The sequence below is a fragment of the Dictyoglomus thermophilum H-6-12 genome, from assembly GCF_000020965.1.
GTDB lineage: Bacteria > Dictyoglomota > Dictyoglomia > Dictyoglomales > Dictyoglomaceae > Dictyoglomus > Dictyoglomus thermophilum.
The window spans coordinates 59815-75128 of the sequence record NC_011297.1; the positions used below are offsets into that span (position 1 = coordinate 59815).

Annotated in this window: 13 protein-coding genes, 1 pseudogene and 1 CRISPR repeat array; of the genes and pseudogenes, 6 read left to right on the forward strand and 8 right to left on the reverse strand. The window is 31.9% G+C overall.

All coding sequences use genetic code 11. From position 1 onward, the window contains the following. Entirely contained in the window at positions 1-1335 is a 1335-nt protein-coding gene (pabB, locus tag DICTH_RS00260; protein ID WP_012548068.1) for an aminodeoxychorismate synthase component I, read from the reverse strand. After that, entirely contained in the window at positions 1332-1895 is a 564-nt protein-coding gene (locus DICTH_RS00265) for an anthranilate synthase component II (protein ID WP_012548740.1), read from the reverse strand. Before DICTH_RS00265 ends, pabB begins: the two co-directional genes overlap by 4 nt. A 118-nt stretch (positions 1896-2013) precedes the next feature. Between DICTH_RS00265 and DICTH_RS00270 the strand changes: the two genes are divergently transcribed. Beyond that, positions 2014-2520, forward strand: a complete 507-nt coding sequence (locus DICTH_RS00270; protein ID WP_012548330.1) for a hypothetical protein — start codon at positions 2014-2016, stop codon at positions 2518-2520. Between the two features lie 62 nt (positions 2521-2582). Here the strand turns inward: DICTH_RS00270 and DICTH_RS00275 are convergent, their stop codons facing one another. Together DICTH_RS00275 and DICTH_RS00280 are read right to left on the reverse strand one after the other, a co-directional pair. Further along, on the reverse strand, positions 2583-3698 hold the full coding sequence (locus DICTH_RS00275) for a hypothetical protein (protein ID WP_012548216.1): 1116 nt from the start codon (positions 3696-3698) through the stop codon (positions 2583-2585). A gap of 3 nt (positions 3699-3701) precedes the next feature. Further along, a complete protein-coding gene (locus DICTH_RS00280) occupies positions 3702-4208 on the reverse strand; it encodes a flavodoxin family protein (RefSeq protein WP_012548576.1) in 507 nt (168 codons plus the stop codon). Between the two features lie 265 nt (positions 4209-4473). Between DICTH_RS00280 and DICTH_RS00285 the strand changes: the two genes are divergently transcribed. From DICTH_RS00285 to DICTH_RS00300, 4 genes are all read left to right on the forward strand, one after another. Further along, positions 4474-5757, forward strand: coding sequence for an ABC transporter substrate-binding protein (locus tag DICTH_RS00285; RefSeq protein WP_012547482.1), 1284 nt, complete (start codon positions 4474-4476; stop codon positions 5755-5757). A 102-nt stretch (positions 5758-5859) separates the two neighbouring features. Then, positions 5860-6735, forward strand: a complete 876-nt coding sequence (locus DICTH_RS00290; RefSeq protein ID WP_012547878.1) for a carbohydrate ABC transporter permease — start codon at positions 5860-5862, stop codon at positions 6733-6735. Further along, positions 6735-7571: a carbohydrate ABC transporter permease gene (locus DICTH_RS00295; RefSeq protein ID WP_012547747.1), complete on the forward strand. Its 837-nt coding sequence runs from the start codon at positions 6735-6737 to the stop codon at positions 7569-7571. Before DICTH_RS00290 ends, DICTH_RS00295 begins: the two co-directional genes overlap by 1 nt. A 45-nt stretch (positions 7572-7616) precedes the next feature. Further along, a complete protein-coding gene (locus DICTH_RS00300) occupies positions 7617-9074 on the forward strand; it encodes a glycoside hydrolase family 32 protein (protein ID WP_012548155.1) in 1458 nt (485 codons plus the stop codon). A gap of 20 nt (positions 9075-9094) precedes the next feature. Here DICTH_RS00300 and DICTH_RS00305 read toward each other — a convergent pair whose 3' ends face one another. Next, complete coding sequence (locus DICTH_RS00305; RefSeq protein WP_012547047.1) at positions 9095-10081, reverse strand: LacI family DNA-binding transcriptional regulator; 987 nt, start codon at positions 10079-10081, stop codon at positions 9095-9097. Between the two features lie 492 nt (positions 10082-10573). On the opposite strand from DICTH_RS00305, the pseudogene DICTH_RS10370 reads away from it, so the two are divergent. After that, positions 10574-10741, forward strand: a pseudogene (locus tag DICTH_RS10370) (TetR/AcrR family transcriptional regulator); the annotation flags it as partial. Between the two features lie 462 nt (positions 10742-11203). Beyond that, positions 11204-13329: a CRISPR direct-repeat array (repeat unit 29 nt; unit sequence GTTTAAATCCCACATAGTTCAGATCAAAC). 216 nt (positions 13330-13545) lie between these two features. On the opposite strand, the gene cas2 reads toward DICTH_RS10370, so the two are convergent. From cas2 to cas4, 3 genes are read right to left on the reverse strand one after another with little or no spacing between them, the layout of a single operon-like run. Beyond that, on the reverse strand, positions 13546-13809 hold the full coding sequence (gene cas2, locus DICTH_RS00310; protein WP_012547976.1) for a CRISPR-associated endonuclease Cas2: 264 nt from the start codon (positions 13807-13809) through the stop codon (positions 13546-13548). Between the two features lie 2 nt (positions 13810-13811). Then, on the reverse strand, positions 13812-14792 hold the full coding sequence (cas1b, locus tag DICTH_RS00315; RefSeq protein ID WP_012547158.1) for a type I-B CRISPR-associated endonuclease Cas1b: 981 nt from the start codon (positions 14790-14792) through the stop codon (positions 13812-13814). Positions 14793-14796: 4 nt separating this feature from the next. Further along, complete coding sequence (gene cas4 / locus DICTH_RS00320; protein WP_012548768.1) at positions 14797-15309, reverse strand: CRISPR-associated protein Cas4; 513 nt, start codon at positions 15307-15309, stop codon at positions 14797-14799. Positions 15310-15314: the final 5 nt, after the last annotated feature.

Below are 15314 nucleotides of genomic sequence, written 5' to 3' on the forward strand. Positions count from 1 at the left end.
TCACCTCTTTGTTACATAATTTTTAGAGGAAAGAAGTACTTCAAGTAAGGGTTTTCCCTTGGCTAAGGTCTCTTCGTATTCGTCTTCTTCCTTAGAATCCCATACAATGCCTCCACCCACATTATAATAGGCTATATCTTTTTCTACTATTAATGTTCTTATAGCTATATTAAAGGCCATATTAAGATTATTACTAATAAAACCTATTGATCCAGTATATACTCCTCTTGGATCTTTTTCTAACTCTTCAATTATTTTTATGGCATTGAGCTTTGGAGCACCAGTAATGGATCCTCCAGGGAAAGTTGCTTTGATTATATCTTTGAACTCTATGTCTTTTTTTAAACTACCCTCTATGGTGGATACTAAATGAAAGACCGAGGAATATGATTCAATCTCAAAGAGCTTTTTAACGTGGATAGATTCTGGAATACAAATTTTGGCAAAATCATTCCTTTCTAAGTCTACAATCATGAGGAGTTCAGATCTGCACTTTGTATCATTCATGAGGATACGTTTGTTTTTCTTGTCTTCTTCTCTGTTTTGGGCTCTTTTTATGGTACCTTTTATAGGTCGAGTGATTATTTTGTTTTTCTTTTTGTATAAGAAAAGTTCTGGAGAAGTGGAGATGATATAACTATCTTTTAATTTAATAAAGGCATGGAATGCTCCATAGTTTTTCTTCCTTAATTTATAATAAATGTAGTAAGGATCAAATTTTCCATTGAAATAGAATCTCTGAGATAAGTTTACTTGGTATACATCGCCTTCGTATATATAGTTTTTAATCTTTCTTATAGCTTCTATATATTCATCTTTTTTAAAATTAGTAAAGAAGTTATATACTATGTGCTCTTTGAATTTATAATCTTTGTAAGATGAACTTTTCAGAGAGTTGATTATTTCTTTTAAATCTTTATATATTTCTGAGGGTATTAGAATTTTCTTCTCCAGGTGGTCAAAGATTATAAAATTTTCATAATATCCAAAGAAGGCTTTGTGGTTTAATGGATTTTTCTTTCTTGGTATTTTGTAGAGATCTACTCCAAAATCATAAGATAAAAAACCTACAAAGCCCCCATTGAATATTAAATCTTCGTTTTTCTTTTTCTTTTTTTCTATTTCTGCGGAAAGTTTGTTTAAAAAATCTTCTGCATCATCATTATCTCTACAAATTAGAATTTCCTTTGGAGATAAAAAGATAAAGGAATATCTTCCAAAATTTTTGTGAAAATAATTGCTCTCGAGGAGGATAGAGTAATCCTCTTTTAATAAGAAATAAAGGGAAAAAGGCTCTATAAAAAATTTTTCCTTACGAAGATCTAATTCTATCATATCTCTAAAAAGTTCTTTAATAATCTTATTCCATCCTCCGTTCCTATGGACTCAGGATGAAATTGTACTCCTTCTATTTTATAAAATTTATGCCTTATTCCCATGATCTCTTTGTTTTTAGTATAGGCTGTTATTTCTATATTATCACCTTCTTTATCTTTCTCGAGAACAAGAGAGTGATATCTTACTACTTTAAGAGGATTTTTGATATTTTTGAAAACACCTTTTTCATCATGAATTATCTCATCGATCATTCCATGCATAGGTTTTTGAGCTTTTACTAATTTTAACCCAAAATATACTCCAATTGCCTGGTGTCCTAAACAAACTCCCAAGATCTTTTTTGTATTTTTAAACACATCTATTATCTCAAGAAGGATATGATCATCGGTTGGTCTTCCAGGTCCAGGGGAAAGTACTATGTAGTCTGGATTTAATTTACTTATATAAGAAATATTGATTTTGTCTCTGTTTTTAACAAGGGTTTTTATTTTTAATCTTTGAAAGTAATTGTACAAGTTGTAAGTAAAGGAGTCGAAGTTGTCAACAATAAGTAGCAATTGTTTTTCACCCTCCTTATATTTTGAAATAAATTTTATAGAAAAAGGATCTAAATTTTGATAGAATTGTTTGATATTATAAAGGCAGTAGACTTTGTAAGAAAAGAGGTGGAATTCAATGGAAATCTTTGTGAAGAAGCTCCTTGATAAAGGCTACATTAATGATAAAGATTTTTTTGTGATAGTTACAGAGGTGGATTATAAAGATGACATTCCTCTTCCTAAGGGGATGTTTAAGTTTCAACCTAATTTTCTCTTACATATTGTCGAAAGTGTAGTTGGACGCAATTCTGATGTAGTCCTCAAAGTGTATAAGGCTTTGGAAAGTAAGAACTTATATAAATTTAATGCTCTGTTTTATAGGAGTATGGATATTTTTGGCTATGATATCGAGGTTAAGGGTCAAGAATTTTCGGAGGATGAGGCAGAGAATTTAAGTCTTACTCGTAAAAAATATACTCAGATCTTGGAGAAGATGAACAAATATATTGAAAGGCTAAAGAAAAAACTTACTGAATATTTTTTTGAATTTTATAAAGAAGAGTCCGAAGAAATGATATTGGGTGAAGAGTATATAAACTATTTTTTTGGCGACGATGAAGATGACGACGATATGGAAGAATAAAATAAATGAGAAAAGAACAGGGCTTAGAGTAAATAAGCCCTGTTCTTTTTAAAACCTCTTCTTTAAACTCTTTCCCACCCTAATTTTTCTAAAGATTTTATCTTTTCCTCTTCATCTCCTAATACAATTACGAAATGATTTCCTATAGGATTTTTCAAAAACGAATCATCTTTTATTTTTACTGTTATTTGGGTTCTACACATGTTCTCTTCAAAAGGCCTTTTAACTACCTCTCCTGTAAATACTGTAAATTTTTTGTTTCTTCCAATCCTTAATAGGGTAATCTTCTCAGAGTTTATATATCCTTCAATACCTACACTGCTTAAGGTTTCAAAATGAGTATTTAAGTTGAAATATTCAGGTATATTGATAGCTATAGTGCAATGAGCAAAAGTATATTCATCTTTTTCTATATCAGCAAGATTGGCCATGAAAGGTGTTTTGTTGGTTAATTTATTAACAAAAAGCATGGTAACAAGGGCTTCTGTATCTCCCTCACAACTTGAAATTATACCTTCAGAGTTTAAAAGGGATAGGGCAAGACATCCTGTGATCTTTAAGTTTATAGCAAGATCAAAACATCTTATTGTAAGAGCATATAAATTATATTTTTCTATAATTTTCTTTAAAGATGTATAAACTTTTGTCGCTTTTAAAAGTTCTTCTTTTGTTATTTTCTTTTCTTTTGATAAGTTCCATATTTTGTCTGTCAGAGAAGGATCTTCTTTTAAATTTTCTTCTACTTCTTTTAGTGAGATTTCTATGGGTTCCAACCCGAAGTCTTTTAGTACATCATAATTTCCACTTTTTATTAGCCAATCACTGGGTTTTCCTATGATTCCTACCTTTTTATTTTTAAATTCATCAAGAACTTTTAGTATATTCATTATATTTTCGTTGGGTTTTGTAATTAAAATTGTTTTTATGCCTTTTTCCTTTGCATATGCCTGAACTTCTAAACTTGCAGCAAGGCCATTTGCTTTTCCAAAAGGTATAATGAAAAGTCCATCTTTTAGGTATTTTAAAGCTTCCTCTTCGGTTCCTCCTGTAAGAAGTACTATTGCATCAGGATCTTCACTTTCCTCTAAATTTATATATTTTCCTAAATATTCTTTGGCTTCTTTTAATTTCTCATCTACTTTATAGGCTATTGGACTTAAAAGAAATTTTATTTTCATAAATTACTCTCCTTTGCAAAATTTTTTAACGTATTCTGCCATATGTCTTCCAAGCATTCTACAGGCTTTTTGTTCTGCCTCTTTAGGATAGCCTACGGAGACAGCTCCATAGTGGGCAGTAACTCCAGGGGCAGAATAATCGGGAAGTCCAAAAACTAAATACCCATAATTCATAAGTACAGTCAATATGGAGTAAAGAGTGGCTTCATTACCTCCTCCAAGGCCTCCTGATGATGCAAAAGCAGCACCAATTTTACCCTTTACCTTACCCCAAGCAACTCTAACACTCTCATCAAAAAACTTTTTTAATTTCCAGGTAAGAGTCCCACAGTAGGCTGGAGATCCTACAATAATACCATCAAAATTTAAAAGATCCTCTGGAACAGCTTCATCTACATGCTTGATTACTACTTCTACTCCTTCCACTTCTTGTACTCCTTTGGCAACTTCTTCTGCCATCTTTTTTGTATTTCCTGTTACACTATCGTATAAAATTAGAACCTTAGGCATGGAATCCCTCCTTTTATTTTGTATTTGTCAGCTGACTTTATTTTATATTAAAAATTCGATAAAAGAAAAATCTTTGACTTGAAGTATAAATAATAGTCGAAAATTTATAACAAAGAGTAGAGTATGTTGATAAATTTTTGTTATTACAATTTTTTCTAGATTTTAAATTTATTTTTTTTGTTTAAATTTCTATATGTCAACCGATTGACATATATGTAAAGCCGATATATAATTAAGTCAAAAAATAATTAAGGGGGGATAAAAAGTGAAGTATAAAAGGTTATTGATATCCATATTTCTGGTACTGTTTTTAATTAACCTAGGTGGTGGACTATTTGCAAGCTCTACAAAAGTTAAGATCACATTTATGAGTACAAAGGGAGAAATAAACCAACAACTAGAGGAGGTTTTTAAAAACTTCTCTAAAGACTATCCTAACATAACGGTAGAGCTAATACCTGTTGGGGCAGGACAATCGCCCTTTGAAAAACTTTCAACTATGTATGCTTCTGGTAATGCGCCAACCATAGCCATGATTGATCCAAACGATGTTGAAAAATTTAAGGATAACTTCCTAGATTTATCCAATGAAAAGTGGACAAAAGATGCACTTAAGGGAGTATTAGATGATGTAACATTCGAAGGAAAGGTATATGCTTTTCCTTTTGCATTAGAAGGATATGGGCTCATCTATAATAAACAATTGATAGAGAAAGCAGTAGGAAAATTTGATCCTAATACAATAAGAACGAGATTTAGTTTAGAGAGGTTGTTTAAGAACTTAGAAGCAAAGAAAGTTACTCCAGTTGTTATTTCTCCATTAGATTGGTCATTAGGAGCACATTTTATAACAATTGCTTATGCTACTCAATCTAGAGATTACGGGGCAGTTAAAAAGTTTATAGCTGATCTGAGAGCAGGGAAAGTGGATTTAGTTAATAATAAGGTCTTTAATGATTTATTGGATACGTTTGATATGCTTAGGAAGTATAACTACCTCAAGGATTCACCTTTAGCTGGAACATATGAACAAGGTGCCCAATTATTAGCTCAAGACAAAGTAGCGTTTTGGTTTATGGGTAATTGGGCATGGCCTCTAATTGAGGAGGTAAACCCTAAAAATAGAGATTATGGATTTGTCCCCGTTCCCCTTGATAATAATCCAAATAACTTCTTTAATAGATCTATAGTAGCATTGCCTACAAAAATGCTTTGTATTGATACAAAGAATAATTCAAAGGAACAACAAGAAGCAGCTAAGACTCTATTGAACTGGTTTGTATATAATGAGAATGGGCAAAAGAATTGGGTTTATGGTTTGAACATAATAGCTCCATTTAGTAACGTCAAAATTACTCCTAATGACCCTCTTGCAAAATCTATCGTTGAGTATGCAAAAGCAGGAAGAACCTTTAAAATACCATATGCTATATTGCCATCTGATCATTGGCCTATTATAGGAGCATATATGCAGAAGTATCTTGCAGGTAGGATGGATCGTAAACAGTTATTAACTGAGATTATGAACTATTGGACTAAAGCAAAATAATACAAACTAAGAGCATAAACTAAGTTAGGTGGGGCTGTCATAAAATTCTTTTGACAGCCCCACAAATGTTGATATATCTGTTATTAGGAGGAGGAATTTTAGGTGAGCAGCTACTTTTCAAAAACTAAACTTTTTGTGGTATTTTGTGGTATTTCAATAATAGCTTTTCTAACTGTAGTAATAGTTCCATTTATTTATGGTATTTATCTCACTTTTACAAACTGGGATGGGATTCACAAAAAGTATGAGTTTATAGGGTTCTCGAACTATATTGGTTTACTTAAAGATCAAGTTTTTAAAAATTCATTTCTTTTGACTCTAAAGTATGTCTTTTTCACAGTTATTTTTACTAATCTAATAGCGTTCCTCTTAGCTTATTTACTAACTAGCGGAATAAAGGGACAAAGTATATTTAGAGTTATTTTCTTTACTCCTAACTTAATAGGAGGTATTATATTAGGTTTTATTTGGCAATTCATTTTTCATAACGCTTTGCCTTACTTGGGAAGACATTTAGGTATAAGTCTAATTTCTGAGTCTTGGTTAGCTACTCCTGAAAAGGCTTTTTGGGCCTTAGTACTAGTGACAGTATGGCAATATTCAGGATACATGATGATGATATATATAGCAGGTTTAGTAAGCATACCTCAGGATTTGATAGAAGCTGCAATAATAGATGGGGCTAATAAATTCAAGGTTTTGACCAAAATAATAATGCCCTTGATGGCTCCTTCCTTTACAGTATGTCTATTTTTGTCTCTTCAAAGAAGCTTCATGGTTTATGATCTTAATTTAGCATTGACTAAGGGTGGACCTTTTAAGAGCACAGAACTTATTTCTATGCATATTTACAATGAGGCATTTTTGTCGCAGAACTATGGTATAGGACAAGCTAAAGCTTTTGTGTTGTTTATAACTGTAGCGATTATAACTTTGATTCAGGTTTATTTAAGTAAAAAAGCGGAGGTAGAGCTGTAATGAAGGGTAACTTAAGAGTAAGAAGTATTTTTGATGTATTGAAATTTTTAATAATTTTGATTTTTTCCTCTTTTTATATTCTACCTTTCGCTATAGTAGTAATTAATTCCTTTAAAAAGACCGGAGAAGTGGTTTTAAATCCTCTAGCTTTACCAAAAGAGTTTAAAATTAGTAACTACTTTGAGGCAGCTGAGAGAATGAACTACTTTAGGAGTTTTTTTAATACTTTTGTTATCACTGTCGCTAGTATAGCAATAATTGTGATTTTTTCATCTATGACTGCTTATATTTTTGCAAGGAAAAAGTGGTCTATTAACAAGATATTCTTTAGTATTATGGCTGCATCTATGATAATTCCTTTCCAATCAGTTATGATACCTCTTGTTAAAATTTATGGCTCATTAAACATGTTAAACAATATGTGGAGTTTAATATATATGTATTTGGGATTTGGGACTGCATTTGCAGTATTTCTATATCATGGATTTATAAAGAGTATACCCTTGGAGTTAGAAGAAGCAGCACTTGTTGATGGAGCTACCACTTTTCAAGCATTTTGGAAAATTGTGTTCCCTTTGCTAAAACCTGTAACAACAACGCTTATAATATTAGATGCTTTATGGATATGGAATGATTTCTTATTGCCAAGTCTTATTTTGATTTCTGCTGAGAAAAGAACTTTACAGTTGTCAACTTTTTATTTCTATGGAACCTTTACATCTAATTATGGTTTAGCAATGGCTGCTTTGGTATTGACTGTGTTTCCTATTATTGTAGTCTCTCTATTTATGCAAAAATATATTATTGCAGGAATTGTAAGAGGTGCAATTAGATAATAAATCTGGATAAAAAACTAGTTTCTTGAGGAAAAATCGAAGAAAATGAAAAACTCTGAGATTCTAAGATATGCAAGATATTTTGTTTCCAACAATAGGGATAAGGTGAATAACAAGTATAGATTGAAGTTTCATTTAATGGGTGAGTGTGGTTGGGTAAATGATCCTAATGGGTTTATATTTTTTAATGGTTTATACCATTGTTTTTTTCAATATAATCCTTTTGAGCCTTTTTGGGGACCTACCTATTGGGGACATGCGGTAAGTAAAGATTTGGTTAAATGGGAGCATCTACCTATTGCTTTGGCACCTGATGAGGAATACGACAAGGGAGGGTGTTTTTCGGGAAGTGCTATAGAAAAGGATGGAAAAATATATTTAATGTATACAGGCCATGTTGAAGTTGGATCAAGTGAATATTATCAAACTCAATGTATAGCGTATTCTATAGATGGGGTAAATTTTGTAAAGTATCGTAGAAATCCAGTTATAAGTACAAAGGATATACCTGAGAATGCAAGTAAAAGAGATTTTCGAGATCCTAAGGTTTTTAAAAGAGATGATTTTTATTATGTTGTTATTGCTTCGCAGAGTCAAAAAGGAAAAGGGCAAATTCTTTTATATAGGTCTTCAGATTTGTTTCATTGGGAGTATGTGAATGTAATTCTTAGAAATGATAACATTTTAGAGGGAGATGTGTGGGAATGTCCAGATCTATTCAGATTAGGAGAGAAAGATGTTTTACTTTTTTCTGCTCAAAAGAAAGAGGATAGTAAAATTATAAGCAGTGAAACATTTTATTGCACAGGAAAAATGGATTTTGAAAAAGGCTTATTCGATTTATATAATTGTGAAAAGCTAGACTGGGGTAAGTATTTTTACGCCCCTCAAACCACTATAGACCAGCAAGAGCGTAGATTAATGATTGCATGGATGGATAATTGGAATTGTCCCTTTCCTACCCAACAGGAGCATAACTGGGCAGGAGCTTTTATATTACCTCGTGAGCTATTTTTAAGAGGGGACGGATTAAGTATAAAACCTGTAAGAGAAATAGAAAAGTATAGGAAAAATGGAATGATTGTTGAAAAATTTTTGAGTAATGATTCTATTTATCTAACTTTTGATTCAGAATGTCTTGAGACTGAAGTTGATTTGTTCTTTATAACACCAGCTCAGATTGAAATTGAGCTTTGTTCTAATTTAAATGCCTCCTCAAATAACAGTATAAAAATTTTATACAACAATGTATCTAAAAAACTTCAACTAATTATAAACGACTTGGTTTTTAGTGACGAAAGGCAAGAAGTAAAGATAGACCTAAAAGGAGATAAACTAAATTTAAGATTTTTCTTAGATAAATCTTCCATAGAAATTTTTGTCAATGAAGGAGAGAAAGTTTTAACTAATAGGGTTTATCCCTTAGAAAAATACAACACACTAAAAATAAATTCTGAGGGAAATTGCAAAGTTTATTTAAGAAAGTGGGATCTGGAGGTTTAGAGTCAGGCAAAGATTGTCTTTTACTTTATCTTAGTAGATTCTCTTTCTATAAGAGAGATAGGGAGTATATACTTGGATTCTGCATTTTTGCCTTCAATCTTATCTATTAATACTTCTATTAATTTTTGGGCCATTTTGTCTTTATCTTGTCTTATAGTAGTAAGAGATGGCCTAAGTAAAGAGGCTAGGCCTATATCATCAAAGCCCACAACTTTTAGATCTTTAGGCACATTTTTTTTGAAACGGTCAGCCATCCTTATAACTGTAGCTGCTATTAGATCACTACTTGCAAAAATCCCATCTATTTGAGGATGTTTTTCAAAGAGATCTTTAATTATTTTTTGGTACTCTTCAATCTCAAACTTATTAAGTTTTGTTTCTACCACTACATGTTTGATCCCCTTTTCTCTTACTACTTTTAAGAAGCCGTAATATCGATCATTAGCTGGAGTATTAAGTTCCAGAGGTCCACTGATGTGCGCTAAATATTTGCAACCTCTTTCTATTAAGAGTTTAGTTGCCATTATAGCTCCAGTAAAATTGTCTGAAGTGATACATGGAATATCCTCAGAAATATATCTATCTAATGCTACTATGGGTAAATTTATACTTTTATAATCTTCCACATTGAGGGTGTGGCTTCCCATTATGATGCCGTCAACTTGATGCCTTTTTAGCATTTTAATATATTCTTTTTCTTTGTGACCATCCAAATAAGAATTGCAGATAAGAACTTTATATCCCTTCAGATATGCATAATATTCTATGTACTTTGTAATTTCGGCAAAAAATGGATGAGAAATATCAGGAATTATAAGCCCTAAAAAATATGATCTTTTTTTAAACAAGGCTCTTGCGATCTCATTAGGCTGGTAATTTAGTTCTTCCATTGCTTTGTAGACTTTTCTTCTTGTCTCTTCACTTATGTAGCCTCTATTGTTTAAAACTCTTGAAACTGTTGTAGGACTAACTCCTGCTCTTTTGGCTACGTCCTTTAAGCTAGGCATTTTATCATTTGACCTCCTAAAAAGGATGAGTAATTCAGAATTGATTTTATAACTACGCTACTAATTGGTCAAATTTTATTTAAGTTTCCTTTATGAGAAAAAGCTAAGATTTTGTAAAAAAAAGTATATCACAAAAAATAAGTAGTAAAGAGATAAAATATAGAAAAATTACAATACTACGTGTTTAGGAAGCTTAACTTTTAAACAAAGTTCTTTTCTCCTGATTTTAACAATGGTTCTTGGGATTAATATTTACTTATGGTATCATAACATTAAGGAGAGTTTAAAATAAGTATTAGCTATGAATAGAGATCAAGATATAAGTAAATTTCTTATAAGAGCTCAAGAGGAAGAGCGTAAAAAGATTGCAAGGAGCTTCATGATGAAGTAGGACAAACTCTTACTGCTATGAAAATAAATTTTATTTTTTGGTTTAATTTTTTGAGGGTAAGTTTGAAGTATTGATTAGCTTTGTAAAAAAGGTGATAAACATTGCCTAAGAAGACCTTTTATAACATTCCTGAGGAGAAAAGAGAGAAAATAACTCGTACTCTCATAAAATATTTTGCTGAAAAACCTTATAGTAAAGTTGATGTGGAGGATATTGCTAAGGAATGTGGAATTGCAAAAGGAAGTATGTATCAATATTTTGAGAATAAAAAGGATATGTATTTCTATGCTATAGAGAGTGCAACAAAGAGGAGTTTGGAAATATTAAAGGATGTAAATTTTGAAAATATAAGTCTCTTGGAATATGTTAAGCAATCCTTTGAATTTAATTGGGATTTCTTATTGAAATATCCCTATGAGTATATACTCTTAGAAAAATCAGCCTTTTATGATGATTCACCTTATAGAGAGGAAATTAGAGAGTACTATGAAAAACTTACTCACAATATTTTGTACGATTTTGTGGTAAAAAATCAGAAGGCAGGATTTATAAGAGATGATATTCCTCCTGAGATGATAATGACATTTATCGAAGGAACTTCTTGGGCTTTTAAGAAATTTTTAGTAAGCCTTACTCGAAGTAAAGGCATGAAAATGAAAGATTTGTCTAAGGAATATGTTAAAGATCTTCAAAATTATTATCTTAAAATTTTGGAAGAAGGAATAGGGAAAAAATAAATCCCACATAGTTCAGATCAAACACACTATCGATTAATTCAATATTCAGCAATTCGTGGTTTAAATCCCACATAGTTCAGATCAAACCTTTCATCTTCATCCCAATCAGCATCTTTCCAATCACGTTTAAATCCCACATAGTTCAGATCAAACGGGAGAGAAAAAATAAAAGCCTCTGTAGAAAAGGAGTTTAAATCCCACATAGTTCAGATCAAACTCCTTCTACTCGCAAGTCTATTGTCTTTGCAACAGCGTTTAAATCCCACATAGTTCAGATCAAACTTCTAAGCGTGTAAACAAGGTTTTTGAAGACGCAAAGTTTAAATCCCACATAGTTCAGATCAAACGCGCGGTTTGAGTTTTCTATAATTCCTAAAATTTCAGGGTTTAAATCCCACATAGTTCAGATCAAACGTTAACATCCCCTTCTATATATAGAGTGTCAAAATTGTTTAAATCCCACATAGTTCAGATCAAACCCAGTACCTGCCAACCCTGAAGCGCTTGTTGTAGCAGTTTAAATCCCACATAGTTCAGATCAAACGAGACTGCAGATGCTCTAAAACTTTTTGTTGCAGGTAGTTTAAATCCCACATAGTTCAGATCAAACGTTGTGTAATGGTACGCTTTCCAGTCTTCTCTTTCTTGTTTAAATCCCACATAGTTCAGATCAAACGATGATGGAAATTTTGAACATGAAGGTGTTGGAGAAGTTTAAATCCCACATAGTTCAGATCAAACTTCAAATAAATCTTGTCATCAAGCATAGTAAGTTTTGTTTAAATCCCACATAGTTCAGATCAAACTTACCATTGTAGGGGGTGGTTAAATGTTTATAAAGATGTTTAAATCCCACATAGTTCAGATCAAACCAGAGCTAAAGAGCTTTATTCTACCTAAAAAGAAAAAGTTTAAATCCCACATAGTTCAGATCAAACCTGCCTAAAAGATACTCAATTGGTACTTCTAACGCAGGTTTAAATCCCACATAGTTCAGATCAAACTGAAAGAAAAAGAAACAAAATCAATCGTGGTTTCCAAGTTTAAATCCCACATAGTTCAGATCAAACATAGCGAGTTCGATAAATACGGAACTCCTAACGTTGAGTTTAAATCCCACATAGTTCAGATCAAACGTCCTTCTCCATAATCTCAAGAATGCTTTTGTAAAGGTTTAAATCCCACATAGTTCAGATCAAACACAGTAATTCAGGAGGGATATTTTTCATTGCTTACTCGGTTTAAATCCCACATAGTTCAGATCAAACTGCCAAAACCAAAAGACTTTACAGAAAAAGAAGAAAGTTTAAATCCCACATAGTTCAGATCAAACCATATACTCGTTTCCGTTATCGAGTAGAGAAATAATGTTTAAATCCCACATAGTTCAGATCAAACTCCAACAATTCCACAAATTTTCACTCTCACTTCATGAGTTTAAATCCCACATAGTTCAGATCAAACTGCTGCGAGAGTACAACGGCAGTTAATGCTTTCTGCGTTTAAATCCCACATAGTTCAGATCAAACGGTTATATGGCAACATAAAAACATCCCCGCCCTCTACGTTTAAATCCCACATAGTTCAGATCAAACTTATGAGAAGACAAGAACAAAAAACAAATATCACGACGTTTAAATCCCACATAGTTCAGATCAAACTGAAATGTGAAATAAACTTTCTTTTCTTGATCATTGTTTAAATCCCACATAGTTCAGATCAAACTGCTTTTGTTAGACCTGGTGCGGTTATCAAAATGTCGTTTAAATCCCACATAGTTCAGATCAAACACAGAGGAACTACCACAATTCCCGATTAGGCAAAAAGAGTTTAAATCCCACATAGTTCAGATCAAACGATAACAAGCAACTTCCTTAAGGTATGTTTGCAGAAGTTTAAATCCCACATAGTTCAGATCAAACAGGCTTGAGAGTGGAGAGATAGTGGCGAGGACAGTAGGTTTAAATCCCACATAGTTCAGATCAAACTCTCAGAGGTGGTTCTTTCCACCCTCCACATTACGCACGTTTAAATCCCACATAGTTCAGATCAAACTTCCGATTTTAAGGTTGCCCTTATTCCCTTAGTACAGTTTAAATCCCACATAGTTCAGATCAAACCCAGCGTTAATATTTATGAGTACTTTTAATTATAACATAAGTAAATTACTTTTGTTTTTGCTTAAAAATTCTTATGATTATAGACTCTTGTAAGAGAATTTTTTGCAGTAACCCCTGGATAGGATTTTTTGTAGGTACAAAATTTTTAACAAAAGGCCTGATTTTTTAAGGTATTTTTCCAAGAGAGTTATAAAATGAGGTTTGCGGATTAATAAGTCAGTAAACATAAGAGTCCAAATCTTTTTCGATTCCTAACACATTTTTTATGTAGTTGTTTTTATTTTCGATAATATAAAAATAGATTGAATCTTCTTCAGGTACTATTACGAATTGTAATTCCTTTTTACACTTTTCTAATTTTCCAATAGTTATTTCACCCTCGAAGACTGAGTTTTGTACCCAACTAAGGTACCTTCTTAGTATTCTTCTAACTTTGTCTACTCTTTTTTCGTTTATGTCATAGGTTACAATTACGAACACTATTACCACCAGGCTTTTAATGGTTTGTATATTTCATCTTTAAGTAGATGTTTGATCAATTTGTAACATTCGAGTCTAATAAGGAATTTATAAGAAACACTTCTTCCTAATTTTCTATGTTTTATTGTAGTTTCCATTTTACTATCAAACTCTTTTAAAAACTTTTTTCTTCCAGATTCGGTGAGATAGCAATAATTAACATCTTGATCAAAATCTTCATCTTTAAGCATATTGTTGTTTATTAATTTGAAAATGATAGGATCTACGATTAAAGGTTTAAAAATTTCGGAAAGGTCAAGGCTAAGAGAAAATCGTCTTTCTCTTGGTTCATGGAGATAACTTATGGTAGGATTGAGTTGAGTTTTATATATTTCTGAAAGTACTGTTGAATAGATCAGGGAGTTTCCAAAGGAGATCAAAGCATTAATAGGATTAGTGGGAGGACGTTTTTCTCTTTTCTCAAAGAAAAATTTACTCTTTAGTATTAAGTTAAAGGCATTATAATAAACATCTCTTGCTCGTCCTTCGCATCCCATGAGCTCTTGTATACTTTTACAATTCTTTGCATTTTCAAGCTCTTGACTTATTTTTATTACAAATTCGTTGGTATTTTCGTATTCTCTTAGATTTCTTTGCATATGGAAGAGAGCTCCCTCAACAAATGAATATGCAAGATACATTCTTTCCTCTTCATCTAAATAGTGTTGTACTTGTCTAACTAAGAGTTCTCCAGATACGTTTTTTTCACGAGGGAGGTAGGATCCTGAGTAGTATCCGTAGTAGTTGTATATGTGAATAACTATATTTTTCTGAGCAAAGAAGTTCAGAGCTTTTGTATTTAACTCTATTTCTCCAAAAAGATGGATAGAGTCAATATTTTCAACGGGAAAAAATTTTCTTTCTCCATTATTAGTTTCAAGATAGATAGTGTTTTCCTTACGCTTTATGGTTCCACTTGAGAAAATAAATAGATCTCTACTCATGGGATTACTCACCTATAAAGCAAAATTCATAATATGCGCATTTCTTACAATATCTTTTCTTTTCTACAGGGGGCGGATTTTCTCTTCCTACAACTTCTTCTATCTTTTTAATGGCATCTTCTATCAACTTTTCTTTTTCTGGTGTAAGTTCTACAATCTCACGCTTTTTTTGTTTTGGATAATTCAATATTCCCTTTTTGCGTATTCCTAACTTTTTTAAGTAGTATAGGTAATAAAGAATCTGCATTTTATTGGGTTCTTCTAATTTATCGCTATATTTGACTTCTCTTATTTCTTCTTCGTTTAATATATCAATACATATAAGGTTGTCTATAAGAATTTTCTTCTTCTTTTCTTTGGGATAGCTAAATTCATCTAATAGTTTTCCTAGAAATACCTTTTCAGAAGTCTCTTCCATTCCTATCCCTCTATCAAAAAGCCAGAGTTTTCTCTCACAAACAAAGAGATAGTTTATTTTTATTCCAGTTATTCTTAAATTTTGAAGTAAATCAACCATTTCAA